This is a genomic window from Kluyvera georgiana (genome assembly GCF_050990895.1).
GTDB classification, from domain to species: Bacteria; Pseudomonadota; Gammaproteobacteria; order Enterobacterales; family Enterobacteriaceae; genus Kluyvera; species Kluyvera georgiana.
Genome location: NZ_CP158865.1, coordinates 1,796,050 through 1,817,867, shown reverse-complemented (window position 1 = coordinate 1,817,867; position 21,818 = coordinate 1,796,050). Strand labels below are relative to the sequence as shown.

Annotated in this window: 18 protein-coding genes; all 18 read right to left on the bottom strand. The window is 47.5% G+C overall.

What is annotated here, in order from left to right; translation table 11 throughout:
* Positions 1-65: 65 nt before the first annotated feature.
* The 18 genes from ABTW00_RS08570 to cpsG all read right to left on the bottom strand — a co-directional run bounded on the left by ABTW00_RS08570 (position 66) and on the right by cpsG (position 21,818).
* Positions 66-1,313 (bottom strand): lipopolysaccharide biosynthesis protein, encoded by a 1,248-nt coding sequence (locus ABTW00_RS08570; RefSeq protein WP_433640189.1) that lies wholly within the window; start codon positions 1,311-1,313, stop codon positions 66-68.
* Positions 1,314-1,920: 607 nt separating this feature from the next.
* Positions 1,921-2,682 carry an oxidoreductase gene (locus tag ABTW00_RS08565; RefSeq protein WP_433640187.1) on the bottom strand — a complete coding sequence of 254 codons (762 nt, stop codon included), beginning with the start codon at positions 2,680-2,682 and terminating at the stop codon, positions 1,921-1,923.
* Positions 2,675-3,370, bottom strand: a complete 696-nt coding sequence (locus ABTW00_RS08560; protein ID WP_433640185.1) for a cytidylyltransferase domain-containing protein — start codon at positions 3,368-3,370, stop codon at positions 2,675-2,677. Before ABTW00_RS08560 ends, ABTW00_RS08565 begins: the two co-directional genes overlap by 8 nt.
* On the bottom strand, positions 3,367-4,347 hold the full coding sequence (locus tag ABTW00_RS08555) for a Gfo/Idh/MocA family protein (RefSeq protein WP_433640183.1): 981 nt from the start codon (positions 4,345-4,347) through the stop codon (positions 3,367-3,369). The genes ABTW00_RS08560 and ABTW00_RS08555 overlap by 4 nt, the downstream gene beginning before the upstream one ends.
* Positions 4,348-5,406 (bottom strand): nucleotidyltransferase family protein, encoded by a 1,059-nt coding sequence (locus tag ABTW00_RS08550; protein ID WP_433640181.1) that lies wholly within the window; start codon positions 5,404-5,406, stop codon positions 4,348-4,350.
* Positions 5,407-5,424: 18 nt separating this feature from the next.
* Positions 5,425-6,072, bottom strand: coding sequence for an acetyltransferase (locus tag ABTW00_RS08545; protein ID WP_433640179.1), 648 nt, complete (start codon positions 6,070-6,072; stop codon positions 5,425-5,427).
* The gene (neuB, locus tag ABTW00_RS08540) at positions 6,065-7,138 is read right to left on the bottom strand and encodes an N-acetylneuraminate synthase (protein WP_433640177.1); all 1,074 of its coding nucleotides are present in this window, start codon (positions 7,136-7,138) and stop codon (positions 6,065-6,067) included. The genes ABTW00_RS08545 and neuB overlap by 8 nt, the downstream gene beginning before the upstream one ends.
* Before the next feature lie 6 nt (positions 7,139-7,144).
* On the bottom strand, positions 7,145-8,308 hold the full coding sequence (gene neuC, locus ABTW00_RS08535) for a UDP-N-acetylglucosamine 2-epimerase (RefSeq protein WP_433640175.1): 1,164 nt from the start codon (positions 8,306-8,308) through the stop codon (positions 7,145-7,147).
* 5 nt (positions 8,309-8,313) lie between these two features.
* Positions 8,314-9,456, bottom strand: a complete 1,143-nt coding sequence (locus ABTW00_RS08530) for a LegC family aminotransferase (RefSeq protein ID WP_433640172.1) — start codon at positions 9,454-9,456, stop codon at positions 8,314-8,316.
* A gap of 15 nt (positions 9,457-9,471) precedes the next feature.
* On the bottom strand, positions 9,472-10,662 hold the full coding sequence (locus tag ABTW00_RS08525; protein WP_433640170.1) for a UDP-N-acetylglucosamine 4,6-dehydratase: 1,191 nt from the start codon (positions 10,660-10,662) through the stop codon (positions 9,472-9,474).
* Between the two features lie 454 nt (positions 10,663-11,116).
* Positions 11,117-12,010 (bottom strand): UTP--glucose-1-phosphate uridylyltransferase GalF, encoded by an 894-nt coding sequence (gene galF, locus ABTW00_RS08520; RefSeq protein WP_433640169.1) that lies wholly within the window; start codon positions 12,008-12,010, stop codon positions 11,117-11,119.
* 210 nt (positions 12,011-12,220) lie between these two features.
* A complete protein-coding gene (locus tag ABTW00_RS08515) occupies positions 12,221-13,216 on the bottom strand; it encodes an NAD-dependent epimerase/dehydratase family protein (protein WP_065357453.1) in 996 nt (331 codons plus the stop codon).
* 160 nt (positions 13,217-13,376) lie between these two features.
* Positions 13,377-14,777 carry a colanic acid biosynthesis protein WcaM gene (gene wcaM, locus ABTW00_RS08510; RefSeq protein WP_433640167.1) on the bottom strand — a complete coding sequence of 467 codons (1,401 nt, stop codon included), beginning with the start codon at positions 14,775-14,777 and terminating at the stop codon, positions 13,377-13,379.
* Positions 14,778-14,786: 9 nt separating this feature from the next.
* On the bottom strand, positions 14,787-16,010 hold the full coding sequence (wcaL, locus tag ABTW00_RS08505) for a colanic acid biosynthesis glycosyltransferase WcaL (RefSeq protein WP_065357447.1): 1,224 nt from the start codon (positions 16,008-16,010) through the stop codon (positions 14,787-14,789).
* Complete coding sequence (wcaK, locus tag ABTW00_RS08500; RefSeq protein WP_065357446.1) at positions 16,007-17,287, bottom strand: colanic acid biosynthesis pyruvyl transferase WcaK; 1,281 nt, start codon at positions 17,285-17,287, stop codon at positions 16,007-16,009. Before wcaK ends, wcaL begins: the two co-directional genes overlap by 4 nt.
* A gap of 142 nt (positions 17,288-17,429) precedes the next feature.
* Positions 17,430-18,911 (bottom strand): MOP flippase family protein, encoded by a 1,482-nt coding sequence (locus ABTW00_RS08495; protein WP_433640164.1) that lies wholly within the window; start codon positions 18,909-18,911, stop codon positions 17,430-17,432.
* Positions 18,912-18,920: 9 nt separating this feature from the next.
* A complete protein-coding gene (wcaJ, locus tag ABTW00_RS08490; protein ID WP_064544340.1) occupies positions 18,921-20,315 on the bottom strand; it encodes an undecaprenyl-phosphate glucose phosphotransferase in 1,395 nt (464 codons plus the stop codon).
* Positions 20,316-20,447: 132 nt separating this feature from the next.
* On the bottom strand, positions 20,448-21,818 hold the full coding sequence (gene cpsG / locus ABTW00_RS08485) for a colanic acid biosynthesis phosphomannomutase CpsG (protein WP_065357444.1): 1,371 nt from the start codon (positions 21,816-21,818) through the stop codon (positions 20,448-20,450).

The window sequence follows — 21,818 nt, the reverse complement described above, 5'->3', positions numbered from 1 at the left end:
TCATATTTACAACACAAATATGCTGAGACTTTTTTAGTTATCGGCAAAAAATAATCCAACCATATTTATCCAGAAACTTTCCAGGATACTAAATGCAATCTTGATGTTAACCACCATGTTGCAAAGAATCGAATGCACATTGATGTAGCAAACGACATAGCGACACCTACAATACCATTAACATGAATAAGAATGAGAAGTAATACTATATTGAACATCCCCGTACTAATAGTAACAATAGCTAAACGTCCAGTACGTTTCGCGTAAAAGAGGTAGTTAGTGACCATAAGATACATCCCACCAAAACATTGACCAAGACATAACCATCCGATAACTTCAGTCGCTTTTTCAAAATTATCACCACCAATAATTCGTACAACCAAAGGGCCAATAATAAAAGACAGACACCCCAGCAAAAATACAATTATGAAAAAAAGATATGTAAACCTGACAACTCGTTTTAATTGCTCAATCCGATTATTAGCCAGACTCTTGAATAACCAAGTAATCATCGCCTTGTTTATCGCATCAAAGACTACTGCAACGCCAAGACTCAGTTGCACAGCGAACATGTAAATGCCGGCTTCAGAGATACCAAGTTCTTTGTTTATAAAAAAACGGTCAAGCGAACTCAAGAAAAACATACCTACTACATGTGGAACTAAAGGAAGACCAAATGATAATGCATCAGATATATAATCCTTCCGAACCACAGTTAACTTGATTAAATTATTCTTATATAACAATAAAACACTTAAGAGTGCATATAATGCAGTAGTTGCGAGAATTGCATCAACCCGACCTTGCGCCCCATAATTAAGCATAACAACGAGGATAACTGAAAAAACAAAATTTAGAAGGCTTTGACTAACTTGCATAGTGCCAAATTTTAATGCTTGCTCTCGAATTTGCCACTGTCCAAGTCGAAGTTGGATGATGAAATTTGCAAACGAAATAACTAACGCTAAGTATATCCATTGGATAGGTATACTTAGCCATAAACAAATTTTATCACCAAGAAAATAAAAGATCGCACATAAAACTAGAACTGATATAAATAATATATGTAAACATGCGCCATTATATACAGGAAGAGAATCATGCTCTCCGTCATAAAACTTCCTGTTAGCTGCGCCAATAGTATTCACCCCAACAAGTGCAGCAAAGCCTGTTATAAGAGTCTGAAACATAGCTATTTGCCCATACTCACTGGGGCTCAAGTTCCGGGTCAGCACTGGCAATAAGAGAAACGGTATGAGGGCATTTAAAATATTGGATGATAAATAAATCCCTGAACGTTTAAACAAGCTCATAATGGTAACCAAACTGTTATTGAGTAAATAAAGCAAAAAATATTTTATTTATAGTTTGCATACGATTCATCTACTATTCTAATCACTTTGGCCGATTTCCCAACAGCAGCGTAAAAAGAAAGCACACTTTTGTCACAAGACTGTTTGCATCGACAACAGAGTTTCATCGATTGTAACTCTAGGGAAAATTGTCACATTAGCACCAACCCGACATCCACGCTCTAATATAATTAGTTAAATTTTAGAATATCTTTACAAAAACATTGATTTACTCGTATCGCTAAAATAGTGATTAGGAACATAGATATTGACGCCAGCTCCAATAAGCACATCGTATGCAATTTCAATATGAATGTCCTCGACTTCAAATGGATATGTAAAGAGCATTGTATCAGATCTCACTAAGACATTAGTGCCGACAGAAACTTTCGGCGTCTCAATAGCATACACAAATAATCTAAAAGTAGAGAGCCACTACTGATTCTTGGAGTTTTCTCTTACAGGTCATATATCGCAAATGAGTAGAGTATAATAAAAAAAATATACGCTACATATCATAACCTAACCGATTGAATGCGTACCAAAATTTTATTTTTTACAAAAAAAATCATAGAGTAAATCCATCATCGACAATAATATTCTGCCCCGTTACATATTTTGACTCATCAGAAAGTAAGAAAACAATGCTGCCAAGTATTTCTTTGACATCGAGCATTCCTGCGCCATTGGTTTCCTTTTTATATGCCTGTAGGAACGCCTCTGGTTGATGATCAAAAATCCCCCCAGGGCTCACAGCATTAATCTTAAAACGGCTATCATTAATATAAGCAACAATGTATTTATTAAGATGCAAAAGTGCAGATTTAATTGCCGCGTATTCAACGGGCATCGTCATTGATGTATTGTCATATATATCAAACTTTGGTGCTACAACTCCATAAATAGAAGATATATTAACTAATGAGAAAGGCTTTAAATTCCTCTGAAAATAAGATGCACATTGTTGTGCGAATAAGAATGAACTTCCAAGGTGAAGTGACAAATTCTCATTAAAACTGTCAATTGTCACATCAAAAAAATGAGTACCATAGGTTTTATTTCTCGGATAGGTCACATTGACAGCGCCATCCAATTCAGATGAACCAGCAAGAAGGCTGCGTACAGAATCTACACTGGTGATATCAAGCTGATGCAGCTCATAGTTTTCGGTAATGCCGAGCCTATCAAATTTTTCTTGAGCAACATCCGGATTATTATCACCTGATATAACATACCCACCTTCTTCAATAATTTTTTTAACCAGTTGTGAACCCAGCAAACCACCAGCACCAGCAATAAGTATTTTCTTACCTTTTAACATTTCAGCCATTTTTCATTTCTCTTAATAAAATCTCTGCCATATAAAAATCATAAATATCATCAATATCAACCGCCCGCTCTTTTGGAACGATAATACTTGTGACTCTCCCCGAAAATAAGCCATAGTTATTAAGAACAAATTGTGGCGTTGTTGCGTACACAACAGTTGTTATATCATAGACCGGTGGAGCATCCTGCCGTCTCTGTACTTCTCCTGCCGGTTCTTCAACAAGCCTGACATAATCGTCATCGACAAACTTTACCATATTAAAGTATGGGCTGCGGCTTGCGGGTGTAACAGAAATACATATATCAGCATTTGAATTCACACGCTTCGCAATTGCCCGCTCGACATCTTCCACACTGCGAAGAGGGCTTGTGGCGGGCAGCGTGACAAACTCATCAAACTCGCCGTCTCGTTTTTTTACCCATTCAATAGCGTGTCTCCAAGCTAACCATTCAGAACTGGTATCACTAGCAAGTTCATTGGGTCTGCGTATCACCGTAGCACCGTTTTCTTCTGCTACACGCGCGATCTCATCATCATCTGTTGATACGTAGATCGCGTTTATTGAAGGACATTGTTTTGCAGTATCAATGGAGTATTGCAAAAGAGGCTTATTATTCAGAGGCTTAATATTTTTTCCCGGCAATCCTTTTGAACCGCCACGGGCAAAGATAAACGCATTAGTTTTCATTGCAAAGCTCCAAACTTAACTTCTTTTTTGATCTCTTCAATAAAGGTAACAACTTTAACCGACGTTTCCAGAGAAATACATTGATTGTCTTGCTGGTATATTTTATTAATAAAATCTTTCAGCATCTCAATGTACATGCCATTTTTATCCCATTCAGGTTCGCTGTACATGACATTACAACCTGTGCCGTTATAGAAAAGAATCTCATTTCGAATCAGATCCCATACTAATCGCCCCTTGCTACCAATAATGTGACATTGCCTCCATGCTTTTTTTTGCAAAAAATCCAGATGAATATTTACAATAGCACCTGAAGAACTGGCTGCTGTAACATCGGCAAGGGCCTCAACGTTCATTTCCAGTTCATCTGATGACCGGATTATAGAATGTAGCCTACAAAGATCGCCGAATAACCATTGAGCATAATCAATTTCATGGCTTAACTCTAGTAATGCCCCCCCTCCAAGATGCTTATTTGCGGAGACACTATCACGATAATCTTTAGATGGACGCCAGTCAGGAAGATATTGACCGATGTCAATATTGACATTATAAATTTTCCCAACAAAATCTTCTTCCAGCATTTTTTTTACTCTTGATGCTGAAGGAAGATAACGTAGGCAATACCCCACAGCCACTGGTGTCTTATATTGTACGGCAATCTCCATAAGCTTCGCCGCATCTTCTGAAGTTGCTGCTACGGGTTTTTCTATTAAAACAGGTATCCCTGCCCTGATCAATTCTGCACTATGTTTTAAATGGCAAGTTGAAGGAGAAGCAACAACTACCATATCAACCTGTTCATTAATTACAGCGCTAATATTCGCAAGATATCCATCACAATCACTGGTTAAATCAGTAACAGTGCGCTCACTTGATGACATCGCGTAAATAGAAACATTAGGAAATAAAATCCTTATATTCCGCCGATGCCGTGAAGCAATGTTTCCCAAGCCAATGACAGCTACTTTTTTCATTTATTCAAATCCCAGAGAATGGATATCTGCTTGTGCTCGCTTGAAATCATCCATGCGACCAATATCTAACCAATACTCATGAATCGGGAACATCAACACATCCTTGTTATTATTCATAACCCCTTCCAGCAAGGTTGGCATATCAATTCGATGATTTTTAGGTACTGACTTGAAGATTGAAGGGGAAACGACATAAATACCTGCGTTCACGAAGAAATGATGGACTGGTTTCTCCACCATACTGACGATTTTATTTCCCTCCCCTGTAATAACTCCATAAGGGATTTGGTAGTCATATTCTCGCACGCAAATCGTGGCGTCAGCATTATTACTATTATGAAAGGCAAGCAGACGCCGGAAATCAATATTGGTAAGGACATCACCATTAATCATTATCAGAGGTAGAGATTCTGATAAATCATCAGGTAGCAATCCTAAAGCGCCACCGGTTCCTAACGGAATATCTTCATGGATATACCTTATCTTAGCGTTAAACGCCTTCCCATCACCAAAATAATTTTGAATAACTTCAGGTAAAAAATGAGTTGATATATAGAAATTACTGAACCCAGCCCTGACAAAGCTTTTCAGCACTGTTTCAAGAATAGGTTTGTCTCCGACTTTCAACATTGGTTTCGGGCAATTATCAGTGAGTGGTTTTAACCGTGTACCAAATCCACCCGCCATGATAAAAACTGGATTATCATATTTTTCAGCAGTTGACACAGTTGCAATAGTCTCGAGACCTATGATGACACCATTTTCAACGATAGGAATAGATAATATTCCATTTGCTGACATTATCTCTGTTAGCTCTTTTTTTGATGCATCTGGCGTTGCAGTTATTGGACTTTCATTCATTACAAAGCGAACAGCAGTTGAAAGAGGTAAGTTTTTTAGTAATCCCCTTCGAATATCACCGTCGGTAATGACACCTAATAACACATTTTTTTCATTCACAACCAACGCTATGCGCAAGGCTTCTTTATTAATAACTTCAAGCGCGCCAAGAATTGAACTTTCGGGAGAGATTAATACATTTTTCCATTGCTGAGTCATTTTAGACCTTCTACAGTTTTATCTGACCAAGGCACGTGGCGCATAAATTTTCTGTTGTGGTTGTACATTTTCGGTTACTAATGTATTCGCCATTATTGTAGCTCTCGATCCAATTTCAATATTCTGAATAACTGTCGCACCTGCACCAATAAAAACATGTTCTTCAGTCTTGCACTGTCCGCAGATTATAACTCCCGGAGAGATAGAGTTATAGGCTCCGAGCAGTACGTCATGCTCAATAGTAGCTCTGGTATTGATGATCGTATGAGCACCTATATGCGAACCGGTCTGGACAATAGCACCCGGAAATATTTGCACCCCCTCCTCCAGGAAAGAAAAAGATGATACATAAGCGTTGTCCGCTACAATCGTTTCGAAAGTATAGCCCATTCTTTTAAAAAAAAGATTAACTTTATATCTAATTTCTGAACCAGGCAATGCACCTATTCCATTAACCAATCTAACGTCTTCAGGTTTAAAACGAACAATTTCATTGTCATTCGTCAAGACATCAATTCCTGTGTATACATTCCTTTTGGTAACATCATCAGGACTGATGATAGCGACAATATCTCGCTTTTGCTGTTTAAGCATATCAACAATTACGCTAGCGTGGCCGCCTCCGCCAATGATTACGAGAGGCTTATCCGAAATATTATTATTCACAAATCAAATCCCCAGGAGAATAATCGTTAGCAGAAGCTTTATTTATCAAATCCCAATATAAATAGGGAGACATCCCCGTTCCCGGACGCTTGATTGCCAGATTATCAAATGTAAACGATTCCCCTGCTGTAATTTTCTTCGCAGCCACCAGACTTTTTCGCGCGACGCTTTTATTTTTGATTTCTGACACTGTAGGTGCTTTAATGCTATTACCCAACGCTTTTTCAACCTGACGGATAGCAGCAATCATTGCCTCTAGCTCAACAGGGTCCAGCGATGCTTTATGATCAGGTCCTTCCATATTTTTATCAAGCGTAAAGTGTTTTTCGATAACAATCGCACCGCGCGCAACGGCAGCCACAGGAATCATTATCCCGTCACTGTGGTCGGAATACCCCGCAGATAACCCAAACGCCTGATGTAAAGTATCCATAGCACGCAGATTAATCTCTTCCATTGGTGCCGGATATTCGGTAGTGCAATGAAGAATGATAACCTTTTCTTTAAGCGCTCTTTGACCTGCCTCAGATGAGTACGCTCGCTGAAAAGCTTCAAAACACGGTTCCACATCTTTAGAGGCGGTATAACCGAAAGCAATAACGCCCAACGCACTCTCGATCTCAGCCAGCGTCGCCATTCCGGTTGAGACAATAATGTCACAACCAGTACGTGCATGCTCCAGCACCAAAGGTGCATTCGTCAATTCCCCTGATGGTAGTTTCAACCTTTTAATCCCAAGTTCGTTCACCAAAAACTTCAGACTTTCTGAATCAAAGGCGGTAGAAAGGAATTCGATGCCAAGATTATTACAGTAACGAGCCAGATTATGGTGGGCTTCCCATGAAAGCTCAAGGCGACTTAGCATCTCCAACTGTGATTCTTGCTTTTTAGTATTCGTGACCTGATAGTCTGCCTGCGCCGCTTCTGCTGTGACCAGGTTCTTCGCCTTAAACGTTTGAAACTTGACGATATTAGCACCTGCTTTATGAGCAGCATCGACAAGTTTAAAAGCCAGTTTTTCGTCGCCGTTGTGGTTAACCCCGGCCTCAGCAATGATAAGCGTCATATAGTTTCACTTTATATCGTAAAATGTCTTACTCGGTACAAAATGCATAGATTTGATCATCTTGATGACCTTTGCACTTGTATTCCCTTGCCCATAAGGATTCGAAATTTCTTCACCCTTTCTTATGTAGCTTCGCGTAATTGCGCACGACAGAGCTTCTGTGATGGACTCAGTTGTCGCATCGCAGTTGAGTACGCTTTGTGCAGCAATACGTCCTTTTTGACGTACGCCGATATTTACCGTCGGAACACCAAATGCAGGTACCTCAATAATGCCACTTGATGAATTACCCAGCACAACAGCAGCGTGTTTAACCGCACTGAGATAACGCACCTGTCCTAACGATGGAATAGCCTTTACACGTTTAGGTGATTTAGCTGCATAAGCTTCAATTAGAGGGATAATTTTTCTACCACCATCATCCGCATTCGGATATGTAAGAATAATCTGAAGTTCAGGAAATTCATCAAGAGCATCCAGCAATGCAGTAAAGCTCTCTTCGGCGGGTTCATTTCCTAAAGTAACAGGATGGTATGTAACAACTGCGTAAGGTTTTTGTAACGGAAAGTTCAAAGAAGCAGCCAACTCTTCAATTGTCATAAACTGCCCGCGTTTGAGATGATCTAACCCAATAGCGCCCACATTTGCGACACGCTCAGGAGCTTCTCCCAATTGAATTACACGGTTTTTATATTCCTCTGTCGAGGTGCCGTGTAAATAGCTAAATTTTGTAATGGCATGTCGAATAGCATCATCATAGGCACCTTCGGTAATTTCTCCCCCATGCAGATGAAAGACAGGAATACGAAGAATCATTGCAGTTTGTGCCGCCGCAAGTGCTTCAAAGCGATCGCCAAGAATAACCAATACATCCGGTTTTAGTCGCGATAACGCATCCGCAAACCCCAGAACTCCCAACCCCATACTTTTTGCGGTTCCTATTGCTGAGTCAGATGAGAGTAATATTTCAATTTTTTCATCGATTAAAAAGCCATCTTCCTCAATCTGTTGCCAAGTATTTCCAAACTCCGGGGATAGGTGCATACCACTGACAAGAAGTTGCAGTTGTAACTCCTCATCACTCTGGATATCCTTCATTAACCAATAAAGTAATCCATATTCTGCTCGCGTACCGGTGAAAACAGCTACCTTGCGCTTTACTGTTTTCATCGCATTCATTCCACTGGCGAACTCGGTAGGTTAACCAACAGAGCTTCAATCGTCTCGGAGTTTTTAAGATCATCGCGCATTGCGTGCTCAAACATCGGTAGACGATGCATCAGTTTCCAGATTGGGCGAACCATGACTTTTGCTTCGTTCATTTGTGCAAGAATAGCATCGCGAGAGTCCTGGTTTTCACAAATTACAGCATTCAGCCAGTAGTTGGACTTTGCATATTCAGGCTCTTTGACGAATTTAAATTCTGAACCTTCAAAGAAGGTTTCATATTGCTGGGCAAGCATCCTTTTTTGCTTCAAAAAAATATCCAGACGTTCCATTTGCCCACAGCCCAATGCTGCATTCAGGTTAGGCATACGGTAGTTAAAGCCGGGTTCATCGTGGTAAAACTCATAAGCATGCGGAACCTTGGCAGTTGTGGTGACATGTTTAGCACGTTTCCCTGCTTCGGATGAACGACAGAAAATCATTCCACCGCCGCCAGTAGTGATTATCTTATTACCATTAAAACTCAGAGCGCCATACTCGCCAAGGGTGCCTGTATGATGGCCCTTATAAAAAGACCCCAGACTTTCAGCAGCATCTTCTACCAGGACAAGATGCCACTTCTTGCATACCGCGATCAACTCATCCATTTCAACAGGATGACCAAAAGTGTGCATCGGAACTACTGCACGAACAACCTGACGTGTTACACGATGCTGACAACCCTGCTCAGTCAATTCTGTGTTCTCAGAGAGCCACTTGTCGAGTGCTACAGGGCAAAGACCTAAGCTAACGGATGACACGTCCGTGAACACAGGATCTACCCCCAAATGATAAAGCGCATTACAGGTTGCAACAAAAGTCAGAGCCTGAGTGACCACTAAATCACCACGCTTCACGCCGGCCAGATACAATGCCGCACTTAATGCCGCCGTGCCGTTAACCGTTGCAACTGCACGCGCAGTCCCTGTATAGGCTTCCATTTTACGTTCAAAGTCGTCGACATATTTGCCTACACTTGAGACAAATGTGCTCTCAAGTGTATCCAGTACGTATTTTTTTTCATTACCATCAAAAACTGGCGCATGTAAAGGAATAAACGCATTTGTTTTGTATACGTCGCGAACAAATTCGATAATTGAATTAATATTCATACGTTGAAGCCTTACTTACATTTTACTATCAAGATATTTGCCGGTTTCTTTATGTCCAAAGTCTGGGATCATTTCAAAAAACAGCTTAACGATGTCCTTTTTAGACCATTCAAGCGATATTTTCATTGCCTGGATTTTTTCTTCAAAATGTGACAAAAGCACTGGATCATAAAGAGCTTCATTCTTGATAATTCCAAAATTAACGAAGCGATTCATATCAAGGGTTTCTTTATCCGTGAAAAACTCTTCAAAATCTTTTTCACCCGTTGTATCACTCGAAGTAAATAAGCAAGGCCATTTACCCTGAGCAGGTAACGTTTTAGCCAGCTCGCGTGCTTCATCTTCCGTTTCGCACAGATACGGCTCAAATCCAAGCTGTTTAAGATATAGAACAGCAATATCAGCAAATGAAATAAGGTGAAGAGCTTCACTCAGTTTCGGGAAAAAAATGTCTCGATTATCGCCAAAGATGCATGACATTAAGCATAGCTCACCCGACTCTTGCGGTGTAACAAAGTAGCGTTTAATGTCATTAGGTGCCACCAGTGGCTGTCGTTTTTGTATGCGCTGGTTGAAACCATGCAGAAGAGAACCATCTGAAAACGCAACGTTTGCGAAGCGTGCCGTCGAGATATTGATATCTTTACTCTTACGCATCAGGAACATTTCCATAATGCGTTTAGATGCTCCCATCATGTTTACTGGATTGGCAGCTTTGTCCGTTGACACACAGAAGAACTTTTTCACTCCTGAGGCAATAGATTGTTCAATTGTTTTATCAGTATTGAGAATGTTCACATCAATCATACGCATAAGAGTAAACGGATCTTTCTCGCTACGGACATGCTTGAGGGCAGAAAGATTCAGTACATAATCATATTTACCATCAGCTTTTATAAAAGCATCATATTCCACGGTTCCAATATCAAGAGCGAAAGTCTGGAAGTCACCATCAATATAACCAAAAGAACTACGGATATCACGAACCAACTCAACCATGTTATTTTCACTGATATCAACAACATGTAGCTTTTGCGGATTACGCTTGAATATCTCTTTTGTTACTGCCTGACCGATTGAACCCGCACCGCCCAACACGAGAAATCGAGATGAAGAAACTATTTGCTTTAATTCTTTTTCATTTCTAGCAACATCATCGACAAATAATGCCTTATTGCGCCCAATTAACTGAAGGATATTATCCATTTTTTAGTCCTGGTCGATTATTTGTTAATACCTAACAACTATTTCAATTAGAACAAATATATCCAAATGAAGCAGTTTTCCCCAGCGTTACTGATGATTACACGAGCAAAATAAGCTATAAATTAACCAAAAAGATCTTTTTGATAGGTAAAACAGCATGCTACCGCCCCTAGCTTACCAGCTACTAGTGCGCTAAGTACTTTTCAACGATGCGGTAAACTCCAGCTACTCGAACTGAGTTTCCTCTTAATACTCAAATGGTAATTGTCTTACCAAATTCAGTCATAAACAAGAAGAAATGCCATGAAAGCACAGCTAACATTTCTTAAGCAAGACATTGTTATTATTGCATTTACACAAAAACGACAGGAATATTCTTGACACTTACTCAAGCGCAAAGAACACCCTCTGTCGTTTTTATCAATTAGTTGCCTGTGGTTTTACCCGGTCGCTCTTACTCACTGAGTAACTTCTCAATCCCTTTCCGAAACTTCGCCCCTTCCTTCAAATTTCGCAGCCCATACTGTACAAACGCCTGCATATACCCCATTTTCTTACCGCAGTCATAGCTGTCGCCGGTCATCAGCATGGCATCAACAGACTGTTTTTTCGCCAGCTCGGCAATCGCATCGGTAAGCTGAATACGTCCCCATGCACCGGGAACCGTCTGCGCCAGCTCGTTCCACACATCGGCAGACAGCACATAGCGGCCGACGGCCATAAGATCTGAGTTAAGCGTCTGCGGTTGATCCGGCTTCTCGATAAAATCGATGATACGGCTAACCTTGCCTTCGCTGTCCAGAGGATCTTTTGTTTTAATCACTGAGTATTCAGAAAGATCGCCCGGCATACGTTTTGCCAATACCTGGCTACGGCCCGTTTCATTGAAGCGAGCCACCATTGCCGCAAGATTATAACGCAGCGGATCGGCAGATGCGTTGTCAAGAATGATATCAGGCAGCACGACTACAAAGGGGTGGTCGCCAACAATCGGGCGGGCACAAAGAATAGAGTGACCTAAGCCTAACGGCTGAGCCTGACGCACGTTCATGATGGTGACGCCCGGTGGACAGATAGACTGTACTTCAGCCAGCAGTTGACGCTTAACGCGTTGTTCCAGCAGGGCTTCCAGTTCGTACGAGGTGTCGAAGTGGTTTTCCACCGCATTTTTCGATGCGTGGGTGACCAGGACGATTTCTTTGATGCCTGCAGCGACGATCTCATCGACAATGTACTGAATCATCGGTTTATCGACGATCGGCAGCATCTCTTTGGGAATCGCTTTCGTGGCGGGCAACATATACATACCCAAGCCTGCTACCGGAATGACTGCTTTCAAATTAACCATGGTAATGTCCACTTTTATTCAGTTGAAAAAGTATAGCCTTTCAGACCGTCAACGTCTGAGTTGGTTCGCTAATCCTTTGAAACTCAAAAACATAGGGAAAACGAATAACTCTACTACAACCTATCAACTGACAATTTTGACTCAGATGAATCGGAAAGCCCGTCATTCAGTCAGCTACGAAACTGCATTTCCGATTTTTCGCAGCAAAAATCACTCAGTCACAAACGTGATATCGTCCTGTTTCTCGTGGACGAATTCGTACTTCAGCGTTCGATCTAAGCCCTGAGACAGGGTATACGGCGCAACAAATCCTGAGGTATGCACCTTAGTCGCATCAAACTGCGTCGTGGCGCAAAACTTCTTCACCCTCACTGAACTGATGGCATATTTTTTCCCGCTGACTTTACTCAGCAGGTCAAAACAATAGCCGCCCAGCATACCGACTGCATAAGGCAAATGAACGGAAGGAATTTTTTTGTTGAGGCTTTTTTCCACTTCGGCAACCAGCTGATTCATGTTCAGGTCCGGCTTGTCAACGTAGTTGTACACCTCATAACCTGCCGCAACATTGCTCAGCTTATACTTGATAAACTCAACGATATTGCCGATATAGGCCATTGATTTATAGTTTGTTCCTGCGCCCACCATCGCAAACTTGCCGCCGGCGATCTGCTTCAAAAGGTTGTAAACATTGCCGCGATTACGCTCACCAAAAATCACCGTTGGACGAATAATGGTCAGCGAGCGTTCATCAGGCGCCTGCTGGTACCACTCGCGCAGTACCTCTTCCGCCTGCCATTTGCTTTTACCGTAATGGTTGAACGGATCTTCTGGATGGCTTTCATCAGGATTGACCTTATTCAGGCCGTATACGGCAACCGAACTCGCAAAAATGATATTTTTCACGCCATTCTTGTTCATGGCGGCCAGCACGTTGCGCGTTCCCTGAACATTCACGTCGTAATACAGTGATGTGGGACTCACATCATCACGATGCTCGGCAGCCAGCAACACCACGGTATCAAACCCGGCAAATGCGGCATCCATGCTCTCCTGATGACGAACATCACCCAGTTCGGTAACTTCAGGGAAGAAATGACTCTGCTGCTTATCTACGTTTTTGATGCGAAAATCATCTTTAACCAGCTCAATCAAGCGGGTCCCGACAAATCCTGACGCACCCACAAAGCAAACTTTATCATTCATAATCATTTAACGAGTATCATGCCGTATGCATTTAAAGGATAACCACCCTCCCGCAGGAGCGACGCATTAGCCCGAGTTAATTCTATCAATCAGGCAATTATAATCTTTTGATAAATGATATCCAGTATAGAAATGTCAGACGGGCTTAGACATCGCCCTTTTATCGCCTGTCAGGGAGATGAAAGTTCACTTTTTCGACATTCACCACTTGCTGATCGATATGATCAATATCCACCGCCGCCACCCCCTTCTCATTCACCGCCCGCACGTTCGCCAGCGACAGCAGCGTATCCTGCTTAGCCATAAACTTCCCTCGAACATCCTTGCGCAAATCGAAGTTCAGCTTCAGCGCGGGCCCGCGAGATGAGAGCTGCATCACGTTGATGTTCCTCAAGAAAATGTGCTGTGGTTTGTTGTGAATCTCCAGCGAGGCGTGCTTCATGGAGAGGTTGGTGAGAGAGACAAACGAGGGATTGTTGCCAGAGGAAATTTGAATACCGCGAACCGTATAAGGCAGCGCGCTATTATCCATATGTACATTATTTAAGCGGAAATTTTGCGGTATAGACAAATAGTTACCTTTGATAACACCGTAGCCAATCAGCATTCCCGCGCTATTAACCATATCGACACCATCAATAACGAAATTATCACATCCGTAGATCGCCACCGTGGCGTTATCTATTCCCGCCTGCTTGCTGAATTCCGGTGTGATATTGCTGGCTTTCACATTACGTATAATAAAGTGTTTGCCGTTTTCCACGTGCACCAGCTGGCGACAGTTGCTGCCGGTGATGTTAGCGACGACGAAATTTTTCACCGCCTGCTCTTCCGGGTAGCCATTATCGTAGGTGCTACCGGCCAGGCCGATACCGATGCCCCAGTTGACCTTGCCGTTGGTGCAGTCGATATGGTCGATAACATGGTCGGAGATCAGGATATTGCGGTCGTTGATCGCCACGTTCCACTCAATGGCGTCGCCCTGCAGATAGCTGAAGTGGCAGTGGGTGATGTTCACATCGACCCACTGATTATGGTAGCCCTGGCGCAGAATACCGTAGTTGGCTTTAGTGATGGTCAGGCGGGTAATGGTCAGGTTACGCAGCGTGCGCTTATCTTTGCCGCCGATGAAAATCTGCGCCACCGGGCCGTAGCCGCTCATCGTTAGTCCAGCGATGGTGCAGTCGCCGCCGCGCACATCCAGCGTAATGTTGTAGAGGCTACCTGCGCCGCTGCCGATCACCTGGCAGCCCTTTTGCAGGATAAAGCGCCCGCGCCCGTTGCCCTTCAGCGCGCCGGCAATCGCCAGCGTTTTCCCCGGCGGCAACGTAATCGCGGTATTGATATTGTCGCAAACTACATCCGCCGGCACGTTGACCGTGTCGGCCTGCGCAAAGGCGTCATTGAATGCGCGAATCCAGTCGCCGTTGCGCACATAGTCACGTATGTTCACCGTCAGGCGCTTCTCTGCGGCACGCGCACTGGTCGCTGAAAGTACCGGCAGCGCTGCGGCAAGCGTCGCCCCGGCGGTGAGGAAGTAACGTCGGGTTAAGGTGTGCATAGCGCCTCCTTAGCAAAGCGTTTGCAGCAGGCTGGCAAGCTGCCGGTTAATCACCTGCTGGTTAAAATCGGTTTCGACTTTCTCACGTGCGCGCGTCAGCACCGGCTGGAGACTGCGCTCATCCATGCGCCCCAGCGATTGCAGCTTGTCCGCCAGCGCCGTGGCGTCGTATTCGTCCACCAGCCAGCCGGTATGGCCGGAATCAATCAGTTCCGGTATACCGCTGTGTATCGTCGATAGCACCGGTATCCCCACCGCCATCGCCTCCATGAGCGCGACCGGAATGCCTTCCATATCACCGTCGGCACCGGTCACCGAGGGCAGAAGGAAAACGTCGGCTTCATCAAGCAGCGCTTTCACTTCATGGCTAGGCTTGAAGCCCGGCATTTCGACGCAATCTTCCAGCTGATACTGTTCAATCAGGGTGCGCAGACGGCGTTCCCACGGCCCGATCCCGAGGATGCGATAGCGAAAGTTCACGCCGCGCTCTTTCAGCTGTCGGCAGGCTTCAATCGCCACGTGTAGCCCTTTTTTCTCAGTCAGACGCGCAACGGAGAGGATCTGCAAACAGCCGTCAGGCGCTTTTAGCGGACGCAGCGAGAAGCGGTCCATGTTCACGCCCATCCTGGAAACGGTGATTTTATCCGTCGGGCAGCCCATAGCCTGCAGTCGGTCAGCCCACAGCTGGCTGATGGGCAACATCATGTCGCCGCGGCGAAACAGCTGCTGGTATTCGCCGGTATAGTGGTTCAACACCTCACGGCTCGAAATATCGATGCCGTGAAAAACGGTGGCAATCTTACCGTCAATCACGCCCAGCTCGCGGAGCTTGGCGGCGGTCACTCCCGCCGGGCCAAAGTGGGCGATATAAACGTCGGCGATAATCGGCGCAGGCGTACGGCTACAAATGGAGGATAGGATCAGGTTACGCGCCTCCTGACCGTAACGCCGCGCGTTCAAGGCCCGCCAGACGGCGGGACGGTGTAAACCGCGCAGGGTACTGAAGGCCCGGTAGCGCAGCTTCTCCAGCGCGGTTGCCGGTTCATCCTGTAACCAGCGGACTTTGTCCGCCAGTTGATATTGCGTATAAGCCGCATGAGTGTTGGTCAGGTCGCCCTTTTGCAGGGCGACAATCTCCACCTCATATCCCATCTCGATAAACGCCACGATCTGGTTTAAGACAAACGTCTCGGACGATAGGGGAAATTTCAGCAGGAAGAAGCTGACTTTCATCGGCCCTCCCGAATGCGGTTCAGCACCGACTCAATCATGGTGAAGCCCTTCTGCCGTTCGCCCTCAACCGCCGCGGCCACTTTCTCGCCCAGCGCCGGGAGCTGGTTGAGAATATCGCCCACCACGCCCTGCATCGAGCCGTCCAGCAGGTGACGGATGTCGATAGCCATTTCCGGCATACCCAACTGCTGCATGATGCCCGCTGATTTGTGCTCGTAGTTGATGGCAATCGCCGGCGTGCCGAAGTTCATCGAGATAATTGCCGAATGCAGACGTGTGCCGATGGTCAGCTCGCAGGAGGCAAGAATTTTGCCAATCTCCACGTCATTAAGTTCGTCCATGGCGATGTGGAAATGCTCGCGATTTTTGACGTACTGCGCCATCCGCAGGGCCACCATACGATCATCGCGGTTGTAGCGGTCGATACTGGTACAGGTAGAAAGCGCCAGCACCTGATAACCGTCATCAATCATACGGTTCACTACCTCGGCAAACGCTTTTTCATACGCCTGCTGGGTGGTGCCCAGACGTTTATCAAACGGCTCCAGCTCGCGCAGGGTGATCGCCACGGTTTTACGCTGTGCGGTCAGGTTCAGCCAGTGCTGCACCGCGTAACTCGGTTCGAAACTCTCGTTGCGATGCTCTACCAGCCAGGCGGTGTCCACGCCCTGCTCCACTTTGCTGGTATCAATTTGCGCTTTCGCCATCAGTTCACGGCTTACCGTCTCACGCAAAATCAATGCGTTGGTGCGGCCAAAGACATAGTTCGCCAGCTCGTTGAAGTCCGGGTTCTGGAACGGGCCGACGCTGTGGCCAATCATGTAGATAGGCTTGTTAGCCATAAAGGCGCACAGCGGATATTCAAAGTGGGTCAGGCCATAGAGATCGACATAGTTCGACCCACCAACCTGAATAATCGCGTCATAGTTGCCGAGGAAGCGCACAAAATCGTGAAACTCTGGCGCAATCTCAAAGTTGCGCAGCTTGCCTTCACCGGTGACCTTAGCCAGCAGGATCTTGTGCTGGAAGCGACGGCGCAGCACCTTCTTCACGCGCCCGCTCACGCCTGCCGCCGCCTGCTGTTTCTGGCTCAGCTGATACAGCGGATCGGCAATAATTTCACGCCCCTGCAACCAGGAGGAACTGATCGGGAAACGGCTCATTACGTCCATCTCAACGTCCGGCTGCTGGCGAAGAATCGCATCGAGCAGGCCGCGCATAATGGCGCTGTCGCCGCGGTTGCCGCAGGTGTGGTTTCCCAAAATTAGTAATTTCATCATGGCCTCATCAAAGGGGTTTCAAGCAAATCATTCAAAAATGCGTCATTGTCGAACGTAGGCCGGATAAGGCAACGCCGCCATCCGGCAATCTGCGCCGGGTTGCCTGATGGCGCTACGCTTATCAGGCCTACATCAACGGTTAATCAGAAACGCGCAGTAGCATCTTCAGTTTCTGGCTCCGACAGAGCGGTTTTTTAAGTTCAATCAGCAGGCTATTGCGCGATAGCACAATCACCAGCGCAAAGCTGACTACCCCCGCCAGCACCTGCATCGCCAGCAGCGCGGAGAGCGCAACGCTGCCTTCCAGCAGTCGCCCCACCGCGTAGCTTGCAATCAGCGTCGGCAGGGAGAGACGAAATGGCAGCCACAGGCTCAGCAGGTAATCGCGGTAGCCCGGCCCCAGCACCGGTTTAATCATCACGAAGTAGCTGAGGATGGTGTTGATGATTTGCACCAGCAGGAAGCCCAGCGTGACGCCAATCGCGCCGCCGAGCTGCCCGCCGATAATCACCGCCGGAATAAACAGGAAGGTCTTAAAGACGTTGAATTTAAAGCTGATATCCACCCGTGCTTTCGCCATCAGCAGCGAACCAATCGGGTTGCCTACCGAGCGCAGCAGCCCCACCACGCACAGCAACTGGAGGATTGGCACGATGTGCAGCCATTTATCGCCAAACACCAGCGGCACAAAGTTATTGCTGACCACCATCAGCCCCAGCAGCGCCGGGAAATTGATGATCCCCACCACCGACAGCAGCTTGTAGAAGTTGACTCGCAGCTTGTCGGTGTCGTCCTGAATCTTGGCAAACGCCGGGAACAGCACGCGGGTGATAATGGGGTTAAGTTTCATCGGCGGCACCACCGCCACGTTGTAGGCGAGGTTATAGCCCCCGGCCACGCTGGCGCCGAGGATACGCGCCAGCGTCAGCGTCGACAGGTTGGTGTTTATGTAGTTGACGATGCTGTCTGCCGTCAGCCACGCGCCAAAACGCAGGTTCGGCATGACCGCGGTCAGTGAAAAATGCAGGCCGGGACGGTAAATTTTGCGGCCAAAATAGCCAAACAGCAGCGTACGCACGGCGCTGTTGACCAAATAGCCCAGAATCGCCGTCATGGCCAGCGGCCAGAAGCAGGCGCTGATCACGGTAAAGGTAAAGCCCGACAGCACCGCTGCCGTTTCAATGGAGCCAATCTTGTTAAACTCCAGCTCTTTTTGCATCAGCGCGCGGAACTGCTGGCCGTGGGGAATCACCACAAAGGCCAGCGACAGCATTTTGATCAACGGCGCGAGATCCGGGTTGTGCAGCAATCGCGCGATGGTATCGCTGAGCAGATACACCGCAGCAAACACCGCAATCCCCAGACCAACGTTCAGCCAATAGAGCGTGGTCAGCTCAATCTGGCTGATGGCTTTACGCTGAATAATCGAGTTGGCGATGCCAAAATCCGACAACGTGTCCGCCAGCGCGATAATCACCAGCGACACGGTGAGCAGACCAAACTGATGGCCGTCAAACAGCCGTGCCAGCACGGTCATCTGCGCCAGCCCCAGGCCAATAATCACCACCGTCGCCATCGCCGACCATTTCGCGCCATTGATGGTTTTTTCTCTCAGGCCCATGTCACTTCCTCAGTAGGCTGCTTTGTTGACAAAGCCTTTAAACACCGTCAGGAAGACGATTTTGATATCGAGCCACAGGCTCCATTCGCGGATGTATTCGAGATCGAACTCCACCCGTTTTTCCATTTTCTCGAGGGTGTCGGTTTCACCGCGCCAGCCGTTGATCTGCGCCCAGCCGGTAATGCCTGGCTTCACTTTGTGGCGCAGCATGTAGCCTTCAATCAGTTGACGGTACTGCTCGTTGTGCGCCACCGCGTGCGGACGCGGGCCGACGATAGACATGCCGCCGGTGAGCACGTTGATAAACTGCGGCAGTTCATCCAGCGAGGTGCGGCGCAGGAAGTTGCCGACGCGGGTCACACGCGGGTCGTTCTGCGTCGCCTGTTTCACCACCTTGTCGTTCTCCATGACCTTCATCGAGCGGAATTTCCACACTTTGATCGGTTTACCGTCCATGCCGTAGCGGGTCTGGCGGAAGATGATGGGGCCCGGCGAACTCAGCTTCACCGCCAGTGCGATGCAGCACAGCGCCGGCGAAATCAACAGCAGAATGCCCAGCGCCAGGACGATATCCTCCAGCCGTTTGATAATGCGGTTAACCCCGGAGAGCGGCGTGTCGTACAGCGGCACCAGCGGAATACCGTTCACCACTTCCACCCGTGAGTGCAGGATGTTAAAGGTGAAAACATCCGGGATCAGCAGCACCGAGCAGGTGGTGTCGGCAAGAGAACGGACCACCTCTTTAATCTGGCTCTCTTCCTGCATCGCCATCGAGATATAGACGTTGTGGATTTTGCCGCTGCGCGCATCGTCGAGCAGTTGTTCAAGGTTGCCCATCCAGTCGGGGTTAACGCCGCCCGGTTTGGCATCGTAATAGCTACCGACTACCTCATAACCCAGCCACGGCTGGTTACGGAAGCTCTCGAGCAGCGCCTGCCCTTCCGGCATATCTCCTGCTACCGCCACATAACGGGTGTTATAGCCGCGATGGCGCAGCACACCAGCGCCATAGCGAATAAACGCGCGGCTCGCCAGCATGCCGATGGTGCTGAGCAGGTACCACGCCAGCCACATGGCAAAGTTGGTATTAAAATCATCGTTAAACGCCAGCAGCCCCGCCGCAAACACCAGGCTCAGCGTCCAGTTCTGCAATAGCAGCAGCAATTCGGTGGTGATACGCACGCCGCGCCATGAACGGTAGAAATCGGTAATCCCGCCAATCATCTGGAAAACGACCAGCGTCACCAGCGCCATCAACAGATGGAGATATAAAAACGGCAACGCAACCGCCTGACACACCAGCCACAATCCCCCCAGCATGATGGTGATGTCGGAAAAACGCTGCACCATGGAGATTAACGATGCATTCGTTTTAGCTCGTTCGCGCTTTTTTAGAGTCGTCATCGTTGGTCCTATTCGTCGTGTCCCCTCACCCCGGCCCTCTCCCCAAAGGGGCGAGGGAGAAAAAACCATCCGCAGCCTGCACGTTCGGTTCCCGCTCCTCTCTGAAGAGAGGGTTAGGGTGAGGGGCAATGATTACTGATTAAGCAGCGCCAGAATGTCCTGCGTTCGCGCCTGCATCAGCGGCGTATTCCCGCGAGACTCCACGTTTAAGCGCACCACCGGTTCGGTATTGGAAGAGCGCAGGTTGAAGCGCCAGTCGGCAAATGCCAGGCTGATGCCGTCGGTACGGTCAATCTCCAGCGCGCTGCCGGCAAAGTGCGCCTCCACGCGGGCAATCGCTTCTGACGGCGCCGCCAGCTGACTGTTGATTTCCCCACTCGCCGGGAACGCCGCCATGCGGTCATGCACCAGCTCACCCAGCGTTTTACCCTTCAGACAGAGCAGTTCGCTCACCAGCAGCCATGGGATCATGCCGCTGTCGCAGTAGGCGAAATCGCGGAAATAGTGGTGGGCGCTCATTTCACCGCCGTAGACCGCGTCGTCCTGACGCATGCGCTCTTTAATAAACGCATGACCGGTTTTCGACATTACCGGCGTGCCGCCCGCCGCGGTCACCACGTCCACGGTGTTCCACGACAGACGCGGGTCGTGAATAATCCGCGCGCCGGGGTTTTTCTCGAGGAACGCTTCGGCCAGCAGGCCGACGATGTAGTAGCCCTCGATAAACTGCCCTTTCTCGTCAAACAGGAAGCAACGGTCGAAGTCGCCGTCAAAAGCAATACCCATATCGGCACCGTATTTGATGACCGCATCGCGGGTGTCCGCGCGGCACTCCGGCAGCAATGGGTTAGGAATGCCGTGCGGGAAGGTGCCGTCCGGCGTGTTGTGCACTTTAATCAGACTTACCGGCACGTTCAGCGCCTTGAAGCGGGCTTCCAGCGCATCAATCACCGGGCCAGCCGCGCCGTTACCGGAGTTCACCACCAGCTTCAACGGGGTCAGGTTTTGCACGTCGATATAGCCCAGCAGGTGATCGATGTAGGCGTCGCGCAGGTTGATTTTCTGGTAGCTACCGCGTGCGGCATCGTTGACCGGCGGGAAGTCATTGGCTTCCGCCAGGCGCTGTACGTCGCGCAGGCCGGTATCGCCGCTGATGGGGCGCGCGCCTTCACGCACCAGCTTCATGCCGTTGTAGTCCATCGGGTTGTGGCTGGCGGTCACTTCAATACCGCCATCAACGCCGAGATGGAAGGTGGCGAAGTAAATCTCTTCGGTGCCGGAAAGCCCGATATCCAGCACGTCAACGCCCGCGTCGCGCAGGCCGTTGGCTAACGCCAGCTTCAGCGCCTCGCTGGTTAAGCGTACGTCGCCGCCCACCACGATAGTTTTCGGCTTCAGGTATTCACCGTAGGCGCGGCCAATGCGCCACGCGATGTCTTCATTCAGCTCTTCGCCGAGCTTGCCGCGAATGTCGTAGGCTTTAAAACAGGTTAATTTCGTCAT